Genomic DNA, 26,280 nt, shown 5'->3' on the forward strand with positions numbered 1-26,280 from the left:
CATGGAGCGCCTGATTCGAGAAAAAAGAACGGAGCCTGAGGCTCCGCTCTCTTTCGAAATGATGATTCTCTTAATTTACATTCGAGTTATACTCTGTCAGTATTTCGTCTGATTTGAGTGCTCTGCTGTAAATCTTCAGTTCATCAACCATTCCCTTGTAAGGTGCATCCCAATAGTTGACGCCCAGAGCGAATACACCATTCTTGCTCTTAAACACATTCGGGAAGCCCTCACCAGAGAATTGCTCAACTCCGTCGAGGTATACCTTCACGGTACCGTTGTTGACCGTAAACGCTACATACGTCCATTTATTTTCTGGAATCTTCATAGCGGAAACAGCATCATACCATGCCTCGCCAGACCATAGCAGGGTTTTACCTCCGCCGTTCTGTGGAACGAAGCTGATCCAGCTGTTTATCGAAGCAGCACCGAAGAAAGTTGTCGTTGCATCAGTAAGCTGCTCAGGGTTTAACCACATAGATACGGTATAGGTATTACTGTTAATTAATCCATTAGGTAACCGGATCCCGGAAACACCGTCAAATACTGCTGCTTGATTAGTGATACCGCTACCGTAAGTGATGTTACCTACAGTTGGTGACTCGATTTTTATTCCCGTAACCTGGCCAGTACCGACCAACTGGAGGGAGTCATCAAGGTTTCCATCAAAAGCATAATAGGCTACTTTTCCATCCGTAACTGTTACCTTATAGTCTGCTGAGACACCACTACCATCAGTAGCAGTAGCAGTAATCACTGCTTCGCCACCGACCGTTAGTGCTGTTACGGTTCCGGTTGTAGCATCAACTGAAACGGCGCTAGGATCACTAGAACTCCAAGTAAGATTCTTATTTCCGGCATTGGTAGGCATTACTTTTACTTGAGGAGTAAAGATATTCCCTACAGCCACATCCATTTCTGCATCACTTATAGATATCGTACTTACTTTAACATTGCTGTCAGGCTCACCGTTTACTAGCAAGTCTACAGCTTCAGCGGAAAGTGCACTTTCGTAAACACGCAGGTTATCAATCAGCCCTTTGTAAGGGATATCCCAATAGTTAACACCCAGGGCGAATACTGCATCCGCGCTGTCAAATACATCCGTAAATCCTTTTCCAGTGTACTTCAATACTCCGTTTACATAGAGCTTCACAGTCCCGGCATCGTAAGTGAAAGCTATATGCGACCATTGGTTAACTGGAATCTGCATGCCGGCTTCTGCATCGTGGAAGGTTTGGCTACCAAACCACATCCGGGTAGTAGCTCCACCGTTTCCATAAGGCAAGAGACTAATCCAATTCGTATCTGTTGTAGCACCAAAGAAGGCTGTAGTGAATGGAGTCAATTCTTGTGGGTTAAGCCACATGCCTACTGTGTAGGTGTTGCCTTTAATCAAACCATTTGGCAGGCGAATACCGGAGCTACCGTCGAATTTAGCTGCAAGACCAACTTCACCTGTCTCATAGGTGATGTTCCCACCAGTATTATTAATCCGATTGCCGGTAATTGTACCCTTATCCGTACGATCTCCGTTCTCTGAAAGATCTCCTTCAAAATCATACGCGGCCACCAAACCGTCTTCCAGCACATTGCCGGTCAGTTCCATTACAACGATAGTAAAGGTTTTAGTTGCAACAGACTCACCCAGTGCAATCGTAGCAGTAAGTTCAACAGTTGCGTTTCCGGGTCCTTTTTCAGGACGAGTAACTGAACCATCGTTTCCTACTACGGCTTCATTGGAAGATGACCATGTAATTACGGTACCTCTTACAGCCTCAGTTGGGAGCGTAAGATTTTTGTATACTTTACTTGTGTTACCCAAGCTTAAGCTATCTTTAATATTGGATACAATTTGATCCGTGCTCAGCAGTTCAATTTGGCTGCCCCAGACGGTAACACCCTTATTGGACATGGCTGTGAAAGTCATAACATTGCTCTGACGAGAGGAATCCCATTGCTTCACGAATACACCTTTGTAGAGATTTTGTACTGTAGCTCCGTTTTCTGTTTCATTGAGGAGTAGGTCAGCGTAATACTCTCCTTTTAGCTCCCAAGAACCGGTTACGGATCCTGTAATGGTTCCATCACTGCGCAGTTCGATATCTGCTGTAGATTTGATTTTAGCAGAAGTATCTTTCCCATGATTCACGAACTGATAAGCGTTGGCAACATCTTCCACCTTAACAGCTGTGATCGTTTCACCTGTGAAACGGTGAGGTGAAGTGATTGGCCATCCATCTTCGTTTGTGAACATTTGATGCACACGAAGCTCATGTGTTTCGCCACGCTGCGGGAAACGAGTGTGGAAGAAGTTGAAGATTTTACCGGTCCCTTCGTCGTAATTTACTGAATTATGGCCTGATGCTACATAGCCGTAGGTTTGGAATTCAGGATCACTATTCAGATTGGTGAACATGAAGTTCCCGAGCACTTTGTTGCCAATCGCTGAATGGTCAGTGCTTGTTGCGAGTACTGCGCTCTGTCCGGCAGCATCCACATAAGGGCCGTCCGGATTTGTTGAACGGAATTGCCGCATGTTGTAACCACCGTCGGACGCTAGTCCTCCATAAGTTACATACAAGAAGTAGTAACCTGTATTCTTGTCGTAAACGATATATGGGCCTTCACCCGATTTGGTCATACCGCCTGAAATATGGGTACCGAAATATCGGTCAATTAGACGTCCATCAGCGGTCTTACCATCTTTACCCGGATATTTAGGCTCGCCGGTAGCTGGATCGATTTCTAGAATAAATATGCCGCCTGACCATGATCCATAAGTCATCCACAGCTTGCCATCTTTATCGTAGAATAACGTCGGGTCAATTGCATTTGTATACATTTTGTTCTTATAAGAACCGCCTGCGTCAAACCAATCGGGGCTGGCACCTTCTAATGTTCCGTTATCAATAAGCTTCTGAATATTAGTGTTGGTCCATTTTTTATTGATTTTGCTGTTTGTATCGTAATCCTCTTCCTTGGTGAAACCGGAATAAATTACGGTATTTCCATAGGTGTAAGGACCTTCAATATTTTGCGAAGTGGCAAAGCCGATCGCTGAGCGGATGTAAGTGGAAGAAGCACTGTAATACATCATATAAGCGCCAGTGGTTCCGTCCGCATTCTTATAATCATCATTCCAGAAAACGTCTGGAGCCCATATGGAGAATCCACCTTTACTGTCAGAATCGTTCTCACCAGCCCATTTAAAGGATTCTGCCAGATTCGCGGAAAGATCACCAAAGAGTACGTTGCCCGGTGTTGTGTACCCATTTGTGAAACGAGTCCAGTTCAGCAGATCATCCGATTTGGCCGCGTCGATATGAGACCCGAATACATAATACGTTCCTTTGTCTACAGCCACCGATGGATCATGTACAGAGACATTGGTGAGTGCTGGTGCCGTAGCTCCCGGACTCGGCGTTGCGGTAGGAGTCGCTGTAGCCGTAGGAGTAGGAGTAGGAGTAGGAGTAGGAGTAGGTGTAGCAACAGCACCGCCGTCAGATTCACCAGAACCTGATCCACCAGAACCAGACGTTGCCGTAGCTGTCGGAGTAGGCGTTTCAAATTTGATTAGGTTATTGTATTTACTGTCAAAGCCAACCTTCCCAGTGCCTTGGATAGTAATTATATCGTTTATGCCAAGGATAAGATTCTTGATTGCTGCACCAGCATCTACACGCAGCTTGGCTAATTGGTTCAAAGTAACTTCAGTAATATTGCCTGCAGCTAAATGTAGTGTAGGTACTCCTAACGCTCGTACCTCAGCAGAATCAAAGTTTCCTCTCAGGTTGATGATTGAATCGTTAGGGAGCGTATTCTCGATAATAACCCGACCGAAGCCTGCTCCCGTCAAAGTAGCATCTTCTTCAAGCGTTACACCGGAATGTACACGTACGCTTGGTACGGCACTTGTTCCTTTAGTAACGACGCGGAGCATCCCATTATGCTTATCTACGACCATGTCGGCTGCATTAGAGTTGCTAAGTACGATACTATTTTCGCCGCCGCCGGATACGTATACTGTTCCTTTAACAGTGACGTTATTTAGCGTAATATCGCCTTCTGCAATACCTTCGGTAAGGTACAGGTTTCCGGAGATGGTGGAGTTGTTCAACTCAACACCCGGGCTACTAATAACCATATTTCGAGTGGTAATCCCCGTATAAATCCCACTCTTAGAAGTGATTTCCCCGCCCAACGTCTCAATCATGCGCAGTGCTTCCGCTCTTGTTACGGCCTTTGCGCCTTTAAAGCTGCCGTCACTATAACCATTCAAATAACCTTCACCAAATAAAGATAATACAGCTTCTTGGCTCCATGAAGGTAAGGCTTCAACGTCTTTTGGTGCAGAGGTATTTGCAGAAGAATTAAGCTGGAATAGTCTGTGCAGCATAACCGCGGCTTCTTGACGACTTACTACCTGATCTGGTCGGAAAGTGCCATCACTATATCCTGATACATATCCTGCCGCTGCCGCTTTCTGGATATCGCTGTAATAAGCGCCTGTTTCCAGTACATCCGTGAAGGCAATGTTTGATTTTTCCTGCAAATTAAAGACCCGATTGATCAATATGACCCATTCTGCGCGGGTGATCTCTTGATTCGGTTTGTAAATTCCATTCCCATAGCCTGAAATTAAGCCCTTATTCACCCAGGATTGAAAATCTTTTTGTGCCCAGTGGCCCATATAATCGACAGCCTGTTGTTGTGTGGATTGCACGGTCGCTTTGGAATCACTTGCAGAAGCTGCTGAAATTAAAGGTGCGGGTACTAGCAGTGTGAGTGCAAGAAGTGAAGCGGTTAGTTTACGAGTTGTTTTCCTCAAATTCATGATCCTCCGATTCTATTGATTAGAGATTGCGGCGGTGCGAAAAATGTAAAACGCTTACAATAGAACTACTAAAAAAACGTTTTTCACAAATGAAAATGGATTTGTTTTATATTTATACAAACCATAACGTGGAAAACGTTTTATATTGATCTCATTTTAAGCATGGTATTAGCATATAGTCAAATAGAAATTTATAAAATAATAAATCTTTTTATATTTTTATTAATAAAAGTCATTTGAGTTTTTACATAGCAGATGGAGTACTGGAGATTACTGCTGGAGTTGTGGAAAGTGAAATAAGGTGGGGGATGAGGGCGATATAGAGATTGATAGGAGAAAGTGATAACTGGTTCATTTCACAGCATAGATAGGGGGGAGCTAAGGAAGGATGAAAATTAATTAGTTGTTCGCCCCCAAGAAAGAACCAACCTTGCTGCGTGGATATACTAGGAGATTTTTAAAGATAATACATTTTGAAAATGATATCTTGATTATGATTTCCGAATTTCTTTCCGAAAATGGTTGCGCCTCCGACGTGTTTTGCATCTTCTTTTACTTCGATCCGGAAAGTCCAGCGGTCACAATCTGTATCTAAATCCTCAATTGAAACGGATGACAGTGGGTCACCGTCAATGTATGTTCCATTGTGATTGGTAATCCTAATTGTTTTTAGTAATCCGTATTGGTTAATATTGTGCGGCCACCATTCTGGTGTGAATTTCCCTCTTGCATCCGCAAAATCCCCAGGACTTGTCCAAGTTCCTAATTCCAATCCATTTAAGGAGAAAGTGATGTCTGAAGGCCATACATCATTAGCAAACGGGAATTCGGAAGAAAGCTCTAAGCTAATTTCGAATTGCTGCAAGGTTTCATCTTTTTTTAGAAAATTCGCAATATTGTATTGAACATAACCTTGGGTAAACCACAGAATCTCTGCATCGACTCTTTTGGAATCCATGAAATACTTAGGTTCGTCTACTCTGCCGATAAACTCTTTCTCTGTGGCAAGTCCGCATGTAGGCTTCAGATCATAATCCGTATAATGACCAATCGGCACGGATGTCTCATAGGAGGCAAAGGAATGAAAGATTTTTTTAGGGAAGTTAATCTCAATATGATCGACTCTAAGAATTGAGATTTTTTGCATTCCTGATTTACCAGGGACTTTTTCTGTTTTTATGATTCCTGCGTCTTCTAACTTTTTGATGTGTTTTGTTACGATAGGACTGCTTATTTTAAGTTCTTCTGCCAAATCTTTGATGTTCATCTTATTTTTGGAGAGTAACTGAATGATTTTTATTCGTACTTCACTTGCCAAGGCTTCGTAAACAATGAGAGAGGACTTGTCTATTTCCAATTGCATTTTATCCACTTCTTTCAAAGTAATTTCATATACTGTAAAGTTTATTAATCTATATATAAAGTAACACGAAAGATAACTGAAGTAAATAAAGTATCGCTTTCATTTCTAATTGATGAATCAAAAGGTTAACTAAGTTGAGAAAATAATCTGCAAAGTTTATTAAAAAGTTATTGACTACGCTTTCAGGGCGAATGTATACTAATCCTAAGTTAATCATTTCCATGAAACTTAACGTGAATGATTATCATAACATTACAGCTGCAGGGGGAGAGAGTAATGAAAAAGAAATTTGGAGTAGTATTAGCAACGGTTCTAATGTTAACGACAGTGTTAGCAGGATGTGGTGGTAAAGATGATAGTAAGACGATTACGTTCTGGACACCACTGACCGGTGATGATGGTGCTTATATGGATCAAATCGTTAAAGACTACAATGCAACGAATCCAGAGATTAAAGTGAAGCACGTTATTACAGCTGATATGTATACAAAAATTTCTACCGTTTTGGCTTCCAAGAAAGGTGTTCCTGATTTAGCAATTATCCACGCTGACCGTGTTCCTGGGTTTGTTAAGCAAGGTGTCTTAGAACCCATGCAAGATACCGTATTGCCAGCACAGCCTGAACTAAAAGCTGAGAATTACTTACCACAAGCTTGGAACACGGGTAATATCGACGGAACGCAATACACAGTACCTCTGGATATCCACAGTAATGTAATGTATTACAATAAAGATTTGCTCAAGAAATATAATGCGGAATCTTTCTTGGATGATAACGTTGTTACGATTGATGAAATGCTCTCCTTAAAAGGTAAATTGGATGAAGGCGACTATGTAGTTAATGATGCCTTGCTCGGATGGGTTATCCTGGCTCAGATTCAAAACTTGGGCGGAGATATTCAGGTGGATGGCAAACCCGCTGTTAATTCCCCAGTATTTAAACAAGCCTTTGAAGACGTTAAGAAAATTGCTGATGCTGGTTTAATGACACCATTTGGTGAAGACGGTTACTTGATGTTCCAATCCCAAAACGTACTCTTCTCCACAGACGGAACTTGGAGCTCTACAGCACATGCAGGAGTTGAAGGCTTGAACTTTGGTGTGACTAACATTTATTCTCCAACCGCTGATAAATTCACGAATAGATCTTCTTCTCACTTGTTCGCTATGCTTAAGAACGACAAGAGAACAGATGAAAAAGAAGTAGGTATTGCTAACTTCTTGGAATATGTACGTACAAACTCAATGGAATGGGCAAAAGCTGGTCAAAACGTAGCAAGTAACGTAGTTAACCAAAGCCCGGAATACCAAAACTACATGCAATCCTTCTTTACTTCTAATGAAAAAGAAATTGAATCCCTTTACATTTACACATATCAATACTACCCATACATTGCGGAAGCAGTAGATACTTATTGCGCAGATATCGTTCGCGGTAACGTCGATCTAGATGAGACCTTGGCAACTATGCAGAAGTTTGTAGAAGATAAGATCGCGGAAAGCAGCAGTGCAGCGAAATAAAGCGAAATAGAATAGATTGTACGAAGTAATGTGCCGTACATTGGTGCATTACTTTGTGCAAAAGGAGAAATGAAATCCTATGAAAAAGAAAATAAATTGGGCACCTGCCTTCTTTGTAGGTCCGCACGTCATTTTGTTTGCAGTCTTCATTTTATTGCCAACGATTTATGGGATTTATGCTTCATTTACAAAGTGGAATTTAATGAGTGATCCAGTTTGGGTAGGCTTTGATAACTATAAGGCTATTCTTTTTGATGGCAAATCAACGTTTCATACTCAATTTTTCAGAGGTCTGAAAAATACGTTGATCTTTGTGGGTCTCTCTGTTCCATTATTAATAGTTATCCCATTAATGGTCGCTGTTGCACTGGAACATAAAAAAGTTAAAATGAAGAGCTTAATTCAATCTATTCTCTATATTCCAGGCTTGATTTCAATTTCTGCGGCTGCACTAATCTGGCTTTTGATCTTTAATAAGCAACTAGGGATTACCGGGAACTTGTTTGGATCACAAATTGCTTGGCCTGCAAATCAGCCGTATGCGTGGATTATCATCATTGTAATCACACTATGGGGTGGTATTGGGGGCAACATGATTATTTATCGTGCTTCCTTAAGTGGCGTTGCGCAAGAGTTATATGAATCGGCCGAGCTTGATGGTGCGGGTTCAATTAAAAGATTCACAAGTATTACCTTGCCATCTATTCGTTTTCCATTAATCTATACCTTTGTTATGACAACTGCTGGAGCCTTCAATGTATTCGGCCAACCGTTAATGATGACCGATGGCGGGCCTCGACAAAGTACACACGTACTCATGATGTATATTCGTCAATTAGCTTTCGGTAACGGTGAATCCATTGCAGGGATGGCATCGGCGATGGCAGTGTTATTGGGATTAGTGATCTTGGTGATCTCAGCGCTGCAATATTATGTAATGAACCGAAATGCTACATAAGGTTCTCGGAAACTAATTGATTAACAAGGAAATGGAAAAGGTAGGTGTACTAAAATGTCAAATCAGGCGGTAAATGGCCTAGATAATCGTCCAGTTGTAAACAGAACAGGCAAAGTAAAAGGATCATCCAATGTTAGCATTTCAAAATATGTATCATATGCTTTTTTGATTATCCTTTGTGTGATTTGGATTATTCCAGTTATATTCGGGATTTCCACGTCTTTTAGATCACAAACGGAAGTGGTTTCCTCAGGCTTTAGACTGTTTCCTGAAACATGGGTTTTTGAGAACTATGTTACGATTCTGAACAATACTTCTACAGCCCCGATTCTACGTTGGTTAGGCAATTCATTGTTTATTGCTACAACCCACACGATCCTGGTGGTTATTGTGATTTCGATTACAGGCTTTGGTTATACCCGTATTAACTTTAAAGGAAGAGACACACTGTTCTTTACTTTGCTAGGGATTTCCTTCTTCCCCGGTGTTGTTAACTTGATTCCTTCTTATAAAATTATCGATTCCTTTGGTTGGGTGAATACTTCTTGGGCAATGATTATTCCTGGTCTTGCGGGTATGGGGAATATCTTCTTGGTCAGACAGTTTATGAACGGTATTCCAAAAGAATTAGATGAGTCTGCAAAGGTTGATGGTGCTAGTGACTTTAGAATTTTCGCACAAATTATATTGCCGTTAGTGAAGCCGATTCTGATAGTTTGCGGATTATTCTCTTTTACGGGATCTTGGAATGACTTCCTCTGGCCGGTTATCGTTTACACAGATGTAGACAAAATGCCGGTTACAGCTGGTTTGCTCTTACTTCAAGATATCTACGGAAACTATCGTATGATCGGGCAATTAATGGGATCGGCGATCTTGGCGATTATTCCAACCTTGCTGCTATTTATATTTGCTCAAAAATACTTCGTTCAATCTATTAACTTGAATTCAGGTATAAAAGGGTAGATCAAATGAACATAGCTTAAATACACCTTGCCTTCTTATAAGGAAGGGTGTGTTTTGGTGACCCATAAAATTTTAAAAAAGAGAGATATAGGAGTTGTCATCATGAGAGAATTCAATGCCAAAAATCCACTTATTGAGCAAAGAGCAGATCCTTGGATCTATAAACATACAGATGGATATTACTATTTCATAGCATCAGTTCCAGAGTACGATAGAATCGAACTTCGTCGTTCTGAGTCCATTCAGGGATTAGCTGAGGCTGAGGGGAAGACAATTTGGGTTAAGCATGAAACAGGATTAATGAGCGCCAACATTTGGGCACCTGAGATTCACTATATTGATGGAAAATGGTACGTATATTTTGCGGCTGCACATACCTCTGATACGAAAGATGGCTTGTTTGACCATCGCATGTTCGCCATAGAAAATTCATCCGCAAATCCTTTGGAAGGTGAATGGGTGGAAAAGGGTCAAATCAAAACGAAATGGGAATCCTTTGCCCTGGATGCAACGACTTTCGAACACAAAGGGGTTAGATACTACGTTTGGGCACAAAAGGATCCTGATATCCCTGGAAATTCTAATATGTATATCTCTGAAATGGCCAATCCTTGGACATTAAAAGGAGAACAGGTGTGCATTACCACGCCTGAATATGAATGGGAAAAAATCGGATTCTTGGTGAATGAAGGTGCGGCAGTTCTTAAGCGTAATGGACGTATTTTCATGACTTTCTCAGCAAGTGCAACCAATCATAACTATTGTATGGGGTTGTTAACCGCTGATGAGAATAGTGATTTAATGGATCCGAAATCATGGGTCAAAACACCAGAACCCGTGTTTACGACTTCTGAAGAAAACGGTCAATATGGTCCGGGACATAATAGCTTTACAGTCTCAGAAGATGGCACACAGGATATCCTAGTGTTCCATGCAAGAAGCTATAAGGAAATTGTAGGAGATCCGTTATATGATCCTAATCGGCACGCGCGTGTGCAAGTGATCCAGTGGAATGAAGATGGAACGCCAAACTTTGGTGTCCCTAGACCGGATACGAAATCTTAAAATAATTGCTTCTTTAGTGTGAAGAAGCTTATTATATTCTTCTATTAATAAAGGGGGACGCTTCAGTAGCGACATGCTATCGGAGCGTCCCTTTTCTTATAATGAAAGATCCCGTCGTTTGAACAGCTCGATTCCTAAGGCAAAAGCGAGGACACCGATCAACAGTAACCAACTAGAAACCTGAATAATCTCCACGTTGCCTTGAACGATTTTACCGGGCTGATAGAAGGAGAATAGGGTCAGGTAACGTAACCCTTCCAGCTTATCGCTTATTTTACCTAGCAGATCCAGAGTGAAGAATCCGAAGGTGATGGCGCCGGAAATCCCAAGCGCTTTTTTTTCATCATTACATACCGAGGAAACAAGAAAAGTAAGTCCCCCAACGGCAAAAAACAATAAAAAGGCTACGGTATTCAGCTGAACAAATCGGCCGCTGTTAAATTCGTATTCACTGCCGAGGAACCATGCTTTACCTAATAATCCAGCGAGGGTGGTTACACCCATAATCAGAAGCAAAGCTGTCGTGAGTACAAGCACCTGCGTGGTAGCTACTTTTCTCCGCGTAGTTGGTGTTATAAGCAGATAAGCCATAGAGCCGCGATCCACGAGCCGGGCCATGAGCTGCGTGGACATTTGTACACATACAATGGATAGAATCAGTACCAGAATAAGTCCATAATATTCTCCAGAGATAAAGGCTTCAGCACTGGTGAAGCCGCTGTTTAACCCAAAGGCCTTACCCACACCTTCCGGCATAGCTTTAATGAGGTCATCAATGGCTTGTGTACTTCCGGCGATCCCGGGATATAGCCAGATCATAAACAGAATATAGAAGGCAGAACCGAAGGCGTAATTCATAATGCCTTTGAGGTTTACCCTCATCATTTCTTTGTAGAGTGAAAGATTCATTGCACGACCCCCTCACGGTCATAATAGTCCATGAAAATGTCCTCAAGATTCTGCGTGAACACATCGATACTGCGGATATTGTATCTTCCGGTCTCTTGAATGAATCGATCATAATTGCCCTGAACGGCAATGCGGACCATATTCCCTTCACGAGCTTCGACCTGCAGGCCGGAGGCGGCAAATTGTTCTGCATCTTCACGATTCGTGAAAACAACCTCAAACAGCTTCCGCTGCATCGATTGTAGTTCATGAATGTTTTTTACGGTGATAATCCGTCCGTCTTTAATAATGGCAGCTCGGTCACAGGTGCGCTCAATTTCTTGAAAGCTGTGGGAGGACATCAGAAATGTGGTTCCGGCTGCTTTTTCCTCCAATACGAGATCTATAAATACCTTTTGCATAAGCGGGTCAAGACCCGAGGTAGGTTCATCCAGAATGATAACTTCAGGATTGTGCATGAAAGCTGCGACAATACCAACTTTTTGCTTCATTCCTTTTGACATTTTGCGGATCGGAGTTGCGGCATCAAATTGCAGTCGTTCAATCAGGTGGTCACGTTTAGTAGTGTTCTTCATCCCTTGCATGCCAGACATGAACTTAAGGAAGGAAGTACCCGTCATCCCGTCAAAAAAGTTGATTTCACCGGGTAGATAGCCGATATGCTTCTGGACCGTACCCTGAGCTTTCCATATATCAAGTCCATGGATGCTCGCAGACCCTTGATCCGGCTTCATAAATCCCATGATATGTCTTATAGTCGTTGATTTACCTGCGCCGTTAGGCCCCAGAAATCCAAACACCTCGCCTTTATTTACGGTAAACGTGACATCTTCGATTCCCTTGCCATTCGAAAAACGTTTGGTTAAGCCTTCAACTACAAGCATGCCGCCACCCCCACTACAAAATAATGAACTATTATTAATTAGATATTTCATATGTTATATTATTCCTAGTGAATAACGAAGTCAATGAAATCATGAAATAATTAAGAACAAATATTTCATTAAATTAAAATAAGCGCACTATATAACGAAGTTAAGGGTGGATAGCATGAACGGATTTGAGAAAAGAGCAGCTCAAATTAAACTCAAAATTATGAAGACTACTATGGAGATGCTCAAGAGCTGGGAACCCAAACGTCTCCGGATCGCAGACATTGCTAAAGAAGCAGGTGTCTCACAGGTGACGATTTATAATTATTTTGGTAGCAAGGAAGCACTGCTTGGAGAGTCCTTTAAGGATTTTATAGAGAAAGCCATTCGCGAATTTGAAGATTACATCCATGGGGAGCATTCTCTAAAAGAGATTATTGAATACATTATGACGATGGAGAGAGAAACCTACAGTTCATTGTCTCCCACGACTGTGAAGGAGCTTATGATTGAGGACCAGGAAATGTTTCATTATCTTGAAGAACGGTATACAAACGACGTTTTACCATTGATGGTTAAGATGGTGGAGGATGGGAAAGCACGAGGAGAAATTTCGAATAAAGTGTCCACCAAAGGGATTCTTTCATTTATGGGAATGTACATGCGAAGTTCGGGGGAAATGCTAGATGAAGCCAGCAAACAAGAAGACATAGATGCCTTCCTGGAGGAAGCCATCCATCTCTTCTTTTATGGGATTTGCGGGCGGGAGCAGGAGTAGCACGAGCTATTAGAGCCTGGCCCCTAATCTATCATGGGAACAGCGGATTCCCTGTCATTCCTACCCACAGCTCGGATTGTTCAAGATGGGCAGCAAGCTGAAGCAGTAAATCTTCCCGGCCTTTAGCAGCCATTACCTGTACCCCCATCGGCAGACCCTCTCGTGACATATGGACAGGAACACTCATGGCTGGTTGGCCCGTCAAATTGGCGAGCTGGGTGAAAGGCGTATAGGTCAGACTTGGTTTAAACATAGCGTAAATCATTCGCTGTTGTTCCTCTTTCGGCAGCTCATGTACATGCAGCAGCTTTTCGATTTCAGCAGAGCTATGCGTTAATTCTCCAATCTTAGGGGCTGAATCCGCATTTGTTGGTGTGATATACAGATCGTAACGGTTAAGCAGACCTGCCATTTGAGCGGCTGCGATATCCCATTCATCCAGACTATGCACAAATTCAGCCGCAGAGACTTTTCTTCCGGCTTCCCCGAGGACCCAAGTGACGATATCAACTTCACTGGAAGTAATGGAACGTCCCATCATTTTTTCCAGCGATACGAACATCGCTGCTACTTCCCCAGTATTCATCGTATAGTAATTCTCCATTAGCCTTACACCATTTACTGGACTCAGCTTTTCTTCAACTTCATACCCTTCGGCTTCGAGCCACTTTACAGTCTTGAGCACAGCAATTACTGCTTCATTCGTTACAGGAGTGCCTACTGGGGATGCTGTTGTGAACGCTATGCGTAGTTTTCGCTGTGTTGGCTTGAATAGATCATCCAGATATACGCCCGGATATAGAGGTGTTTGAAAAGCAGCCTCTGGCTGCACGACCTGTAGTAGATCTAGCATAGCAGCACTATCGCGTACGGATCTTGTTAAGGCAAAATCAATAGAAGCACCTTGCCATTGACGGCCTACACCTGGTCCTACTGGAGTGCGTCCACGGGTTGGCTTCAGCCCGAACAAGCCGGTGAATGAGGCAGGGATGCGGATTGAGCCGCCGCCATCACTAGCTCCCGCTGCCGGAACAATACCAGAAGCTACCGCCGCTGCGGCGCCACCACTCGAACCACCAGGGGAAAATTCGGGATTCCACGGATTACGTGCTGGGCCGTGAAGGACGTTCTCGGTAATATTTTTGAGACCGAATTCTGGTGTATTCGTATGTCCAATTGGAATGAATCCGCCGTTTCTGATTCGTGCTACGTAGTTCGAGTCGCGTTTAGCAATATTGTCTTTCATTAGCAAGGCACCCGAAGTAAGAGGTTCTCCAGCGATAGCTTGGGAGATATCCTTCAGCAGGAAAGGGACGCCAGCAAACGGGCGAGAGCTATCATGAACTGGCATTTCTTCCGCTTCCTTAAGAGCTGCTTCTCTACGAGTGCGTACGACTGCATTAAGGACTGGATTGATTTCATCGAGCCGAGCGAAGGCGGCTTCGACGAGCTCGCAAGGGGAGACTTCACGTGCTTTGACAAGCGAAGCAAGCCCTAGAGCGTCATATGTAGAATAAGAAAAGGACATGATAGATAACCTCTTTCGAATAGGCATGAATTGCCTGTATTTTAGATATAACAATGTATTAGTTATCGTCAGTAAAGGACGGACAAGCCCTTTCTTCTGATCTCATTATACATCTCACTAGTAATGATTTGAAAATGGATCCCTGACATCTATCAATTCTTTTTTATGCCCGATTAGGCTATACTTAGTGTTAAATGGATCTTATGGGGTGTACTGATGAACGAAGATAAATATCAGAATGTGGATGGACTAATGGAAGCCTTCCAGCAATTTGCCAGGATGAACTGGCGTAAAACTACGGTCTGGGGATTGAAGCCAAGTGAGGTTCGTATGTTGGTTTCTTTAAAGCTCGGCAATGAACGGGAAGGGAAGAAGGGCCAGACCGTATCAGATATCAGCAAGTTTCTTAAAGTCACTTCTCCTACGGTTACACAAATGGTCAATAGTCTGATTGCACAGGGATATGTAGTACGTTCTGCCGATGCACAGGATCGCCGAATCAGTGAGATCACGCTTACGGAAAAAGGAGAGCATTTGGCCGAAATGGCCGTGACGAAATCCCGAAATACCTTTAAAGGCATGATTGATTATATGGGCAGAGAAAAGACAGATTCCTTAATGGAGCTGTTAAACGAAGTCTACGATTATTTCGAAGAATTGAACGATCAACCAACCGAATCCTAATCCTTCACATAAAAAAGAGATGCCGCACAGCCTGAGCTGTTTACGGACATCTCTATTGTATATTTATTTGTGATTAATGTGCAGCAGGTACAGACTTTTCAAGCTTTTTGCTTTCGCTTTTTCCCTCTGCAGTTACCTCTGTTTTTTTCTCACCACTTCGTAACGGAATCTCTTTAAGGAAAAGGACAAGCAATGCTGCAATGACTAACAGTGCCGTGCCGCTTAAGAATACAACCGTCAGGGAATCGCTCAGTGCATTTCGCAGCATCTCAATCAATTGATTGAAGAGCGGCTGGATTTGCTCTGGCAGCGTTGCGTGCAGCTCCTTCAGCTTAGGCTGATCTAGCAGCATTTGCGGGTTCGTAAATGCGGAAAACTGTTTTGCCGATTCAGCATCAAGTTTGGATAAATCCGGACCCTTGCCTGAGGACATGGCTGCCTCTAATTTTTTCGTCAATGTGGAGTTCATGATGGTACCCATAATAGCAATACCAATGGTTCCACCTAAATTACGGAACAAAGTATTTGTAGCAGTCGCAACCCCTAGCATGGAAGGAGCTACCGCATTTTGTACGGTTAGAGTAAATACAGGCATCGATAGTCCTAAGCCAATACCGAAGACAATCATGCTGACTACCGCCATAGCGATGTTGCTCATAAAGGCCATTAAGATCATGGCTGCAACCATAAATGGCATACCAATCAGGGCATAACGTTTGTATTTACCTGATTTGGAGATCCATCTTCCCACAAGCGTACTAAGTACAATCATTGCCAGTGACATTGGCATATTAATGAATCCCGAGTTGGTTGGGGAGACACCTTCTACACCTTGGACAAAGAATGGCAGATAGATCATTGCGCCCATCATACCGGCATTCATCAGGAATCCGACAACCATGGAGATGGTTACGATGGAATTTTTAAATAAGGATAATGGCAATACTGGGCTTTTAGCTTTTCGTTCAATCAGAATTAAAATAATTACACCGAGAATAGACGCCCCGAACAAGCTGAGAATCTCTGGGGAACCCCATTCATATTTTGTACCCGCCCATGAAAAGCCGAGCAAGAGTGCAACAATGGTAAGGGAAAGGAAAATAGAGCCTAAGTAGTCAATGGATTCTGAAGTGGAGCGTGCAGTTTTAGGGAACATTCTCCAAATCATAAAGAATGCCACGATACCGAAAGGCAAGAAGATCCAGAAGATCCATTTCCAAGCCATGTGATCCACCATGAAGCCGCCAAGGGTAGGACCAATTACGCTAGAGAATCCAAAGATGGCCATCATAATTCCAGTCCACTTGGCTCTTTCTCTAGGAGCGAACAAATCACCTACTGCGGTTACGGTAGCCGACATTAGAATCCCGCCGCCTAGACCTTGAATCCCGCGATAAGTGATCATTTGAAAAATATTGGTCGACAATCCGGACAGAAAAGCGCCTATAATGAAAATAACGATCCCCGCTAAGAGGAAGGGCTTTCTTCCGTAGATATCGGATAACTTACCGACAAGTACGGTAGCGATTGTAGAGGTGAGCATATAGATGGTGATTACCCAAGTATAATGTTCAATGCCTCCTAACATCGCAATAATTCGGGGCATTGCAGTACCCACAATGGTCTGGTTGATTGCTGCGAAAAACATAGCCGCCATTAAAGCAATCATAATTGTAACTTTTTTCTTTTGCGAAAGATGCTCCAGAGCTGTTCCTCTCCTTTAAGTTCTATATATTGTAGTTTGGGATTTCATGTCTTAATAATTAGGTAGCCAAACTATCATTTATGTATAATACACAAATTCATCATTTAGCACAACTGTTTAATTATTTAATTTTTATGGAAACAGAATGTGATTTGGACTTGATTTTTTGGAAATAGGTAAGTAATCTAATTAGATTGAGTTAAATTGGAGGTGCCCTATGGATACTCAAAATAGTCAAGAGCAGAAGCTAATCATTGCCTTTGAAAATATTAAACGTTTGACCTCTCGTCCGTCCTCGAAGGAAGCCATTTCTTATAGAGAATTTATGATGATGTATGTCATAAACAATTTAATGAAGCGAAAGAAGCTTTCAGACGAAGTAGAAGAGCAGCAGGGTGTCATGATTTCTAGATTAAGTGACCTGCTCCAAATTAGCAGACCTACTGCGACACAAATGGTTAACAGTTTGGAAGAGAAGGGTTATGTGGTGCGAACAACGTCCGATACCGATCGGCGGGTTGTATATATTGGTCTGACGAATAAAGGGGAGCAGATTTATGACTCCCAGATGGCTACTTTTTCAGGTATTCTAAGTGAAGTTACGGAAAAGGTAGGTAAGAAGGAGATCGACCAATTGATTTTTCTGTGTGATCGTTTTCAAGAAGCGGTGCATGAAGTCAGAAGCCGCCAGTTTTTTAATCCATCCGATGAAGATCCGCTCGTTTTGGATTCCGTATAGCGAACATAACCAAAAGATATTTCGGTGCCTTAGGCCGGAACGTCTTTTTTTAATTATAAGAAAGTATAAGTTTCACGATATACTTTATCCTTATAATTCTCGCATAAGCGCTCACCGTCCTTTAAAGGACGCCGAAGGCATTTTAGCTTGCAGCATCCAGAGTAAGGAGGAATTACAATCAGAATATTAGCGATTAGCGACATTCACGGAAGCTATTCCGAATTCAACGCATTGTTAAAAAAGGTGAACTATCGTCCATCCGAGGACAAGCTCATTCTGATGGGAGATTATGTGGATAGAGGTCTCAATAGTAAAGGAATTGTGGATCAAGTTATGGCCCTAAAGCGGGAATGGGACGTCACAGTTCTAAAAGGCAATCATGATAAAATGGCCTATGACGCGCTCACCAGCGAGGATGATAAACTGGATACGCATTGGCTTAACAACGGTGGTTTGTATACGTTGATGAGCTATTGTGAGGCGGATTCTGATTTTTTTAAAGCGGATTTTGGCTGGCATGATTATATGTTGCTGAAGGAAGAAATTAGACAGAAATACAAACATCATTTGGACTTTCTAAGTTCATTGCCACTTTATCATGAGACGGAAGACCATATCTTTGTCCACGCGGGCATTAATCCATTAATAGAGGATTGGAAGCAGCAGGAGCCGTATGATTTTATCTGGATCAGAGAGCCATTTTATACGAATCCTGTAGTTAGCACTGACAAAACGGTTATTTTCGGTCATACCTCGACGATGGATCTACATGATTCGGAAGACATCTGGTTTAGTCCGCAGGGAGATAAGATTGGCGTGGATGGTGGATGCGCCTATGGTCAACGTCTGAACTGCTTGGAGATTTCCGGCGGGGAATACATCACGCATTTTGTTCGGAATGGGGAGAAGCCTTAAGCTGTCTCTCTTTTTTTAAAATATTAGAAAGTATAAGTTTTTCACCTATCCTTTATGTCTAATATTTCTCGCTTAAACGCTTAACGTCCTTATAAGGACGCTGAAGGCGTTTATGCTTGTTTATGAAAATGTAGAATAACACTGCATTAAACACCAACTATGTATAAAATAAAGAGAGTAGGGGGTGTAATAGGTGAATGCAAATAACAAATATCATATCCTCATGCAAGGGACTATCAGCAACAATGTGAGCGCAACCTGTAAGGAGTTTGGCATATCCCGGACGATCTATTATCAGTGGTGTAAAGCTTACCAAGAGCAGGGGATGGATGGACTGGCAGCGAAGGAACGAAAGCCGGTAATGCCTAATAAAGTGGATAAGCGAACGGAAAGATTGATCTTACAATACGTTGCCAAATTCCCTGAAGATGGGCCCAAGCGAATCTTTTATGAACTGCAGGATGAGGGTGTGCAAATAGGGGAGTCAGGTATTTATAATGTGCTGCGTCGAAATGGACTTAGTACGAGAGTGGAACGCGAGGCTTACGCCAAAGAAATTAAAGCAAAGAAGAGGGAAGGCGCACAAGCGGCAAACACCAGAGGGTGTAAAGAGAAACCGAAACCTCTGGACTATAAGATGAAAAATCCGGAAAATGCTCACCCCGGGTATATGTGCCAACAGAGTATTAGCTATATGGGAGTGTTCCCAAGGGTAGGAAAGGTGTATCAATACGTGGTCTACGATGCCTATTCCAGATTAGGCTTAGTCAAGCTATATAATCGGAAGTCCGCCATTCATTTTATCGATTTTATGGATTTGAAGGTCATCCCATTGATGAAGACCTTAGAGTTCCAAATTGATAATCTGGTTACGAACAAGAGTCGTGAATTTACTACGAACTGGGACAGAGGTAAACATAAATACAGCGATTTTTTACATAAGAACAACATTAATCAAGTAGCCATTACTGCAGATCAGACAGAAGTATTTCAGCCCTTACAGCAATTTGTAGCGGTGTTGACGAAAGAATTTTATCAACAGGCTTGGTTGGATGATACGATTGAATCCTTTGAAATTTTAGAAAAGCGCTTACATAAATATTTGAGGATCTATAACTTCAGCAGGGTAATCACAGACGGACCTAATCAAGGTAAAATACCATCGGATGTCGCACTTGAGTATACGGGTCAGCGTGAGACCTTGCCATTATGGTTATTTACAAGGAGATAACAGATGATGACTAATATGAAGCATGAAGACAGGATAGGGATCATCGGTGCAGGGATTTCTGGGGTTACAGCTGCTTACCAACTAGCGAAAAAAGGATATACCCATATCACTCTCCTTGAGAAGTCAGACCGGGTAGGTGGCAAGTGTCATTCAATTGAATATAAAGGGAAAACCTATGAAATGGGGACCCTAATTGGCTTGCCAACTTATAAACATACGATAGAACTCATGAGAGAGTTTGATCTTATGGATAAGGGGCCACTCTTGGAACGGGGATTTTTTGATACAAACGGGCGAAAAACTTCTCAGATTCCTATGGACCAGATTCAGGTGTTTACGCAGGAATTCAAACGGTTGCCGGATATTTTGAAGCATTATAAGTCACTACAAGAACCGGGTTTTCTCCACTTGCCGCCAGATCTATGTCAGCCTTTTTCAGAATGGTGTACGGAGAATGAGCTATCTGTTATTGGGCAGGTGTATATGCATTACTTCAATACCTTTGGTTTTGGGAGTATTCAGGATGTGCCGGCAGCTTATGTGTTGAAATTTCTTACTTATGATAATTTATTATCCTTTATTGAGATCACTCACATGATAACCTGGCCTAAGGGAGTCACTGAACTCATTAGAAGAATGGCCGACCAAGTAGAGGATCTGCGTCTGACTTGTGAAGTGCTACATATGGAGCCGGAGGGAAATGGTCAAGTTCGGGTGGAAACAAACCAGGATATCTTTTATTTTGACAAGGTTATTTACACAGCATCCTTAGAGCATCTGGGTGACATGGTTCACTTATCTTCGGTAGACAGCACATTACTAGAATGTATAACCTATGAACGTTTTCGGGTATATGCCTATAGAGTAAAGGGGTTACCGGAGCTTTCTGGATATATCCCCAGCAATATGAATCCTGAACGTAAGGGACATATGATGGCATGGTACTACAGGTGGGCAGATATGGGAACTACAGACCTAGTTACGGTTTATGTAGCGGAGAATAATGAAATGACAGATCTAGAGATGCGGGAAAAGGTAGAAAATAAACTTCGCGAGCTTGGCGGCGAGAACATCCGTCTGTACATGATGAAGCGCTGGAAGCAGTTCCCCCATGTGGATTCTAATGCGATCCGTGAAGGCTTCTATGAACGGCTTGATCAGATGCAGGGAAGAGATAAGATCTATTATGGTGGAGAAATCATGAATTTTCCTACACTTGAGAATTGTATCGTATATTCGAAATACTTAGTTGAAAGATTTTTTTAAAAATGCGTGAGTAATAAGCCTTGTCCACAAAGAAATTTGTCGGCAAGGTTTTTTTACATTGCAGAAAGCATATATTTGGGACCCCCCGCAAAGTGCCTGAGTAAGCATCGAAGTAAAGCTCCACTTTGTGGGGATATTTTACTTTCGAGTTAGGTTTACAGTGTGTAGTTCTCTAGACATAGTTTCCAATAGATTCCCCTACTTGGTGTAGGTCCTTGGATGAATTCCAGTCCTATTGCTGTGTAAACTCAACTCGAAACGAAACTACGAAAACCCTGATATATCAACGTTTTGAGCGGTTTGATCGTTCGATGTGAGGTGGGATATATTGGACTCAAGACATCACTTACATACAAAATATGCGAATGCTTACGAAGCTAGTTTTGCACGAAGACAATCAGTGATGTTTATGCTCACAAAACTTTTAGGAGGAATGCATTATGTTTTTATTCGAATCGATTCCCTGGTACTCTGCTCTAATGTGGTTAGTGGTACTTGCAGGATTAATGATTTTTAACGAAATAGCTCGAAGAAGCAAGTGGTTCTCAATCATTCTGTTTATCGTTGTCCCTATTGTTCTTACCATAGCGGTGTGGCCGAATACTGCGGGTGAAGGCTCCAGTACTGGAACATGGTTTCACTGGGTAAAAGTATATTCTGCATTGGCAGGATGTATAGGGTTCATGGCTATCCGTTATGTTAAAGGCTGGGACAAAAATAAATATATATTAATGTTCCCTGCTATTATCCTTGCCGTTAACATTCTTGAAGCAGTTATCCGTGATTTTCAAGTGTACAGTTTGCAGGGTATGGTGGATGGCGTAATGATGGTTGGTGGTCCTTGGAATATTATGAACGGGATCGCAGGTATTCTGAACATTATTACGATTTCTGGTTGGATGGGTATTGTTATTAGTAAAGATAAGAGTAAGGATATGTTGTGGCCGGACCAGCTTTGGTTCTGGATCATTGCTTATGACATTTGGAACTTTGCCTATGTATATAACGCAGTTTCTGACCATTCCTTCTATGCAGGCGCAGCCCTCTTAATTTCTTGTACCATTCCAGCATTCTTCTTCAAAAAAGGAGCATGGTTACAGCACCGGGCACAAACCTTGGCGATTTGGATGATGTTTACGATGTCGTTCCCAGCGTTTGTTGGCGATTCAAAGTTCTCCGTACAATCTTCTCACAGCGAAACGGCACTTTGGGTTGTGAGTGCATTATCTTTAGCAGCTAATATTGCAGTGTTTGTCTATCACTTCTATAAAATTACCAAACACAAACGCAATCCGCTTAAAGTGGAAGTGTATACAGATTTAGCGGCTTACAAGACGATTGCCGAGAGTGCAAAATAATAGAAGGCTTAATAGCTTCTTTAAGAATCCGCGCCTAGCGCGGGTTTTTTTATCGAGATTGCGGAGAAATGTGAAACGAATTTATGGGATGGGCCTTGGGATGTATAACAGGCCGAGCGGACCTTATATCCTTCGAAATGCATGTTTTAGTCGAGCTTACAGACAAATGTATGCGAAAAACCGAATACAATGTGCCGACGGTAACGTAAGCGAGCCAAATGTATGCGAAAAACCGAATACAATATGCCGACGGTAACGTAAACGAGCCAAATGTATGCGAAAAACCGAATACAATGTGCCGACGGTAACGTAAGCGAGCCAAATGTATTCGAAAAACCAAATACAATGTGCCGCCAGTAACGTAAACGAGCCAAATGTATGCGAAAAACCGAATACAATGTGCCGACGGTAACGTAAACGAGCCAAATGTATGCGAAAAACCGAATACAATGTGCCGACGGTAACGTAAGCGAGCCAAATGTATGCGAAAAACCGAATACAATGTGCCGACGGTAACGTAAGCGAGCCGAATGTATGTGAAAAATCGAATACAATGTGCCAACGGTAACGTAAGCGAGCCAAATGTATGCGAAAAACCGAATACAATGTGCCGCCAGTAACGTAACCGAGCCGAATGTATGTGAAAAACCGAATACAATGTGCCGCCAGTAACGTAACCGAGCCGAATGTATGTGAAAAACCGAATACAATGTGCCGCCAGTAACGTAAACGAGCCAAATGTATGTGAAAAACCGAATACAATGTGCCGCCAGTAACGTAAACGAGCCAAATGTATGCGAAAAAGCGAATACAATGTGCCAAAGGTAACGTAAGCGAGCCAAATGTATGCGAAAAATCGAATACAATGTGCCAAAGGTAACGTAAGCGAGCCAAATGTATGCGAAAAACCGAATACAATGTGCCGCCAGTAACGTAAACGAGCCAAATGTATGCGAAAAACCGAATACAATGTGCCGACGCTAACGTAAGCGAGCCAGCGCCGTTATCCGCCCCAAGTCACTCGGGAATGGGCTTGTTGTGCAATACGGTCCGTCCCTCGGAACCTCATTATGAAGGTGTATTTGGATACGATTATGGAATTACGGATGTACTCAGCTTGTAACTCTACCACCAAGGAAGCCGTCAGGCGTTTTTCTTGTGTAAATGCAAAGATCGATCATGATATAAATCAGCAAAGTATATTATTTTTTGATACGAAGAGGGCTAAAGCCATAAATTTCTGCAAATCTGCAGTAATGCTTGCTTATAAGAAGCTTTCGAGCCACAAGTAAGAATATTCCTATTCCTACACATTCGCATTTGCAGTTTTTAGATGTAGTGAAGAGGATATCTAAACAAAATGCTGTATTATTGCAGTGGTTTTAAGTGTTATTAAGATATAATTTAGATGAAATATCATACAATAGGTGCGACATCGTTCGAAGCCTTGTCAATCGAAGTTCCAACCTTGAAGGAGAGAGTCTGTGAATCTAAAAGTGAATCTTTTGTTGAAATGGATTTTAAGTTTATGGATTGTGTGTTTGTTGTTGCTCACTGCTTGTAGTTCAGAAGGAGAGAAGTTTATAGGTACAATCCATACAATTGATGCTGATAACAAAAGAATCCTCGTGATCTCACAGCTGCAAAAAGAAGATATACATGAAGATTACAAGAAGCTAATAGAGTCTGGGGAGTATAGTCAGACTATTTGGGTAAGTAAAGTAAATCCTAAAAAGTATAAGATAGGCGAAGAAATAGAAGTCTTATATGTAGGAAGTGATGATTCATTTCCTGCACAAGTTACTGCCAAGAAGATCGATAAATTGAAATGAGACTGAATTAATGGCTCAATCTATTCTCTAATGAAGATCCAAATCCGCAGATTTCTGCCTTTGTCTATTACTTCTATAAAATCATCAAGCATAACGCAATCCGCTTAAAGATTTTTGCCAATACTTTTGATGAACGAATGATTCTATGGTCTGAAGCTACATAATTCTGATGAAGTTTATGTTCTCCAAATATGTGAAGGACAGTTGCTGTTTTTTGACTCCTGATTAAAGACTTAAAAGTGTATCTATAGTAAACTGAATGTAAAGTGCCCACGGCTCAATGGGTATAATTTGTAGAAAAGCTCTTCGGATGAAGAGTTTTTTCCATTTTACAGAAAAGAATGTGATATGTTATGCAGCTTCGCGCTAGTCTACAGACGAAAAGATTGCTGGAGAAATATCTCTCTGGGGAGGGGATGGATTATCGGCAAATTATAGCTTTATTTATTCCAATTCTGATTGACCAGGCTTTCATTATTGGACTTAATCTGGTAAATACCGCAATGATCAGCTCGTCCGGGATGGCGGCGGTCAGTGCAGTGAATATGGTGGATTCGCTGAATATTTTTCTGATCAATGTGTTCGTGGCGGTTGCAACCGGGGGGACAGTGGTTGTCGCGCAGTATAAAGGGAGCGGAAACGACCGGATGGTGTCCCAGGCTACGGCGGCTTCCGTCGCCTCGGTGTCGCTGATCGCTTTGGGAATTGGTCTGCTGCTGATGGGCTTACATACTCCTATATTGAACCTTTTGTTCGGAACCGCCTCACCCGAAGTGCTAGACAATGCCCGCATCTACCTGATCGGTAGCAGCATCTCATATCTGGGCATCGCGGTGGTTCAGGCGGTATGCGGGGCTCTGCGAGGAGTGGGTAAGACACGAGCTTCTTTGATGCTGTCGCTCATCATGAACCTGCTGTATGTTATCCTGAACGTGGTCTTCATTAACCTGTTGCACATGGGTGTGCTGGGGATGACGCTTGCGATTAATATCGCGCGGTATGCAGGTATGGCTTGTGCCCTGGTGTATCTGTTCAAGGTGGATACGGCCCTGCGGGTGCGTATTCGTGACCTATTTAGAATCCCTCTGACCATGCTGCGGAGAATCATGTTCATCGGCGTCCCGTTCGCGGCGGAGCAGATGTTCTTCAACGGGGGTAAACTGCTCACCCAGGTGTTTATTGTCAGCCTAGGCACTTATGCCATTGCGACCAATGCCATTGCCGGCTCGCTGGCTCTGGTGTTTCAAATTCCAGCCAGCGCGCTGTCGCTAACTATTGTAACGGTGGTCGGCCAATGTATCGGGCGAGGGAATGTCTCTGAAGCCAGAAAGTTCATCAAGTCCTTTCTCTGGATCGGGTCTGGCTCTTTGGCGTTGATCGCCTTGATTCTGATGCCGCTATTCCACCCGCTGGTATCAATCTTTTCCCCACCTCCCGAGATCATTGACGATCTGTTTGTGGTGCTGCTGGTGAATTCCATTGCCCAAGTTCCGCTGTGGGCCGTCAGCTTTATTTTGCCGTCCGCGCTGCGGGCAGCGGGAGATTCCCGCTTCACCTCAATTACCTCGATGCTGACGATGTGGCTGTTTCGGGTGATTTTTGGATACATCCTTGGGATCGTACTGGGCTACGGCGTCATGGGTGTCTGGCTGGCAATGAACTGCGAGTGGGCCGTTCGCGGGAGCATTTTTCTGTGGCGCTTCAAGGGCGAAAAGTGGTTTGCGCACAAGCTGATTTAGAATTGTTGATAAGG

19 protein-coding genes are annotated in these 26,280 nt (G+C 42.7%); 13 read left to right on the forward strand and 6 right to left on the reverse strand.

All coding sequences use genetic code 11. The annotated features are described in order from the left end of the window. Window positions 1-70: 70 nt before the first annotated feature. Window positions 71-4,831, reverse strand: a complete 4,761-nt coding sequence (locus QNH28_RS07565; protein WP_283910833.1) for a LamG-like jellyroll fold domain-containing protein — start codon at window positions 4,829-4,831, stop codon at window positions 71-73. 463 nt (window positions 4,832-5,294) lie between these two features. Next, window positions 5,295-6,200 (reverse strand): ArsR/SmtB family transcription factor, encoded by a 906-nt coding sequence (locus QNH28_RS07570; RefSeq protein ID WP_283912079.1) that lies wholly within the window; start codon window positions 6,198-6,200, stop codon window positions 5,295-5,297. Window positions 6,201-6,476: 276 nt separating this feature from the next. Between QNH28_RS07570 and QNH28_RS07575 the strand changes: the two genes are divergently transcribed. The 4 genes from QNH28_RS07575 to QNH28_RS07590 all read left to right on the forward strand — a co-directional run bounded on the left by QNH28_RS07575 (window position 6,477) and on the right by QNH28_RS07590 (window position 10,710). After that, window positions 6,477-7,721, forward strand: coding sequence for an extracellular solute-binding protein (locus QNH28_RS07575; RefSeq protein WP_283910834.1), 1,245 nt, complete (start codon window positions 6,477-6,479; stop codon window positions 7,719-7,721). Window positions 7,722-7,800: 79 nt separating this feature from the next. Continuing rightward, on the forward strand, window positions 7,801-8,679 hold the full coding sequence (locus QNH28_RS07580; protein WP_042186039.1) for a carbohydrate ABC transporter permease: 879 nt from the start codon (window positions 7,801-7,803) through the stop codon (window positions 8,677-8,679). Between the two features lie 54 nt (window positions 8,680-8,733). Continuing rightward, entirely contained in the window at window positions 8,734-9,645 is a 912-nt protein-coding gene (locus QNH28_RS07585) for a carbohydrate ABC transporter permease (protein WP_283910835.1), read from the forward strand. 102 nt (window positions 9,646-9,747) lie between these two features. Further along, a complete protein-coding gene (locus QNH28_RS07590) occupies window positions 9,748-10,710 on the forward strand; it encodes a glycoside hydrolase family 43 protein (protein ID WP_283910836.1) in 963 nt (320 codons plus the stop codon). Window positions 10,711-10,806: 96 nt separating this feature from the next. Here the strand turns inward: QNH28_RS07590 and QNH28_RS07595 are convergent, their stop codons facing one another. Next, entirely contained in the window at window positions 10,807-11,619 is an 813-nt protein-coding gene (locus tag QNH28_RS07595) for an ABC transporter permease subunit (protein ID WP_283910837.1), read from the reverse strand. Continuing rightward, complete coding sequence (locus QNH28_RS07600; protein WP_283910838.1) at window positions 11,616-12,503, reverse strand: ABC transporter ATP-binding protein; 888 nt, start codon at window positions 12,501-12,503, stop codon at window positions 11,616-11,618. The genes QNH28_RS07595 and QNH28_RS07600 overlap by 4 nt, the downstream gene beginning before the upstream one ends. A 166-nt stretch (window positions 12,504-12,669) precedes the next feature. Here QNH28_RS07600 and QNH28_RS07605 point away from each other — a divergent pair, with 166 nt between their 5' ends. Next, complete coding sequence (locus tag QNH28_RS07605) at window positions 12,670-13,269, forward strand: TetR/AcrR family transcriptional regulator (protein ID WP_283910839.1); 600 nt, start codon at window positions 12,670-12,672, stop codon at window positions 13,267-13,269. Window positions 13,270-13,300: 31 nt separating this feature from the next. Here QNH28_RS07605 and QNH28_RS07610 read toward each other — a convergent pair whose 3' ends face one another. Then, a complete protein-coding gene (locus QNH28_RS07610; protein WP_283910840.1) occupies window positions 13,301-14,797 on the reverse strand; it encodes an amidase in 1,497 nt (498 codons plus the stop codon). 216 nt (window positions 14,798-15,013) lie between these two features. On the opposite strand from QNH28_RS07610, the gene QNH28_RS07615 reads away from it, so the two are divergent. Beyond that, a complete protein-coding gene (locus QNH28_RS07615; RefSeq protein WP_283910841.1) occupies window positions 15,014-15,481 on the forward strand; it encodes a MarR family winged helix-turn-helix transcriptional regulator in 468 nt (155 codons plus the stop codon). Between the two features lie 73 nt (window positions 15,482-15,554). On the opposite strand, the gene QNH28_RS07620 is transcribed toward QNH28_RS07615, so the two are convergent. Then, on the reverse strand, window positions 15,555-17,186 hold the full coding sequence (locus QNH28_RS07620) for an MDR family MFS transporter (protein WP_283912080.1): 1,632 nt from the start codon (window positions 17,184-17,186) through the stop codon (window positions 15,555-15,557). A gap of 217 nt (window positions 17,187-17,403) precedes the next feature. Between QNH28_RS07620 and QNH28_RS07625 the strand changes: the two genes are divergently transcribed. From QNH28_RS07625 to QNH28_RS07655, 7 genes are all read left to right on the forward strand, one after another. Beyond that, window positions 17,404-17,925: a MarR family winged helix-turn-helix transcriptional regulator gene (locus QNH28_RS07625; protein WP_283910842.1), complete on the forward strand. Its 522-nt coding sequence runs from the start codon at window positions 17,404-17,406 to the stop codon at window positions 17,923-17,925. A gap of 183 nt (window positions 17,926-18,108) precedes the next feature. Continuing rightward, a complete protein-coding gene (locus QNH28_RS07630; RefSeq protein ID WP_349655060.1) occupies window positions 18,109-18,840 on the forward strand; it encodes a metallophosphoesterase family protein in 732 nt (243 codons plus the stop codon). A 193-nt stretch (window positions 18,841-19,033) separates the two neighbouring features. Next, a complete protein-coding gene (locus QNH28_RS07635; protein ID WP_283910844.1) occupies window positions 19,034-20,071 on the forward strand; it encodes a helix-turn-helix domain-containing protein in 1,038 nt (345 codons plus the stop codon). Window positions 20,072-20,074: 3 nt separating this feature from the next. Continuing rightward, window positions 20,075-21,337 (forward strand): FAD-dependent oxidoreductase, encoded by a 1,263-nt coding sequence (locus tag QNH28_RS07640; RefSeq protein WP_283910845.1) that lies wholly within the window; start codon window positions 20,075-20,077, stop codon window positions 21,335-21,337. Window positions 21,338-21,777: 440 nt separating this feature from the next. Then, window positions 21,778-22,695, forward strand: coding sequence for a DUF5692 family protein (locus QNH28_RS07645; protein WP_042186069.1), 918 nt, complete (start codon window positions 21,778-21,780; stop codon window positions 22,693-22,695). 1,484 nt (window positions 22,696-24,179) lie between these two features. After that, window positions 24,180-24,527 carry a DUF3221 domain-containing protein gene (locus QNH28_RS07650; protein WP_283910846.1) on the forward strand — a complete coding sequence of 116 codons (348 nt, stop codon included), beginning with the start codon at window positions 24,180-24,182 and terminating at the stop codon, window positions 24,525-24,527. 353 nt (window positions 24,528-24,880) lie between these two features. Further along, the gene (locus QNH28_RS07655; protein ID WP_283910847.1) at window positions 24,881-26,266 is read left to right on the forward strand and encodes an MATE family efflux transporter; all 1,386 of its coding nucleotides are present in this window, start codon (window positions 24,881-24,883) and stop codon (window positions 26,264-26,266) included. Window positions 26,267-26,280 lie beyond the last annotated feature (14 nt).

The sequence above is a fragment of the Paenibacillus sp. G2S3 genome, assembly GCF_030123105.1.
In the GTDB taxonomy this organism is placed as follows: domain Bacteria; phylum Bacillota; class Bacilli; order Paenibacillales; family Paenibacillaceae; genus Paenibacillus_AQ.

Bases quoted from the DNA above. Each gene is read 5' to 3' on its own strand.
- QNH28_RS07570 (WP_283912079.1), bottom strand. From the start codon at position 6,200: ATGCAATTGGAAATAGACAAGTCCTCTCTCATTGTTTACGAAGCCTTG.
- QNH28_RS07575 (WP_283910834.1), top strand. From the start codon at position 6,477: ATGAAAAAGAAATTTGGAGTAGTATTAGCAACGGTTCTAATGTTAACG.
- QNH28_RS07580 (WP_042186039.1), top strand. From the start codon at position 7,801: ATGAAAAAGAAAATAAATTGGGCACCTGCCTTCTTTGTAGGTCCGCAC.
- QNH28_RS07585 (WP_283910835.1), top strand. From the start codon at position 8,734: ATGTCAAATCAGGCGGTAAATGGCCTAGATAATCGTCCAGTTGTAAAC.
- QNH28_RS07590 (WP_283910836.1), top strand. From the start codon at position 9,748: ATGAGAGAATTCAATGCCAAAAATCCACTTATTGAGCAAAGAGCAGAT.
- QNH28_RS07595 (WP_283910837.1), bottom strand. From the start codon at position 11,619: ATGAATCTTTCACTCTACAAAGAAATGATGAGGGTAAACCTCAAAGGC.
- QNH28_RS07600 (WP_283910838.1), bottom strand. From the start codon at position 12,503: ATGCTTGTAGTTGAAGGCTTAACCAAACGTTTTTCGAATGGCAAGGGA.
- QNH28_RS07605 (WP_283910839.1), top strand. From the start codon at position 12,670: ATGAACGGATTTGAGAAAAGAGCAGCTCAAATTAAACTCAAAATTATG.
- QNH28_RS07610 (WP_283910840.1), bottom strand. From the start codon at position 14,797: ATGTCCTTTTCTTATTCTACATATGACGCTCTAGGGCTTGCTTCGCTT.
- QNH28_RS07615 (WP_283910841.1), top strand. From the start codon at position 15,014: ATGAACGAAGATAAATATCAGAATGTGGATGGACTAATGGAAGCCTTC.
- QNH28_RS07625 (WP_283910842.1), top strand. From the start codon at position 17,404: ATGGATACTCAAAATAGTCAAGAGCAGAAGCTAATCATTGCCTTTGAA.
- QNH28_RS07640 (WP_283910845.1), top strand. From the start codon at position 20,075: ATGATGACTAATATGAAGCATGAAGACAGGATAGGGATCATCGGTGCA.
- QNH28_RS07645 (WP_042186069.1), top strand. From the start codon at position 21,778: ATGTTTTTATTCGAATCGATTCCCTGGTACTCTGCTCTAATGTGGTTA.
- QNH28_RS07655 (WP_283910847.1), top strand. From the start codon at position 24,881: ATGCAGCTTCGCGCTAGTCTACAGACGAAAAGATTGCTGGAGAAATAT.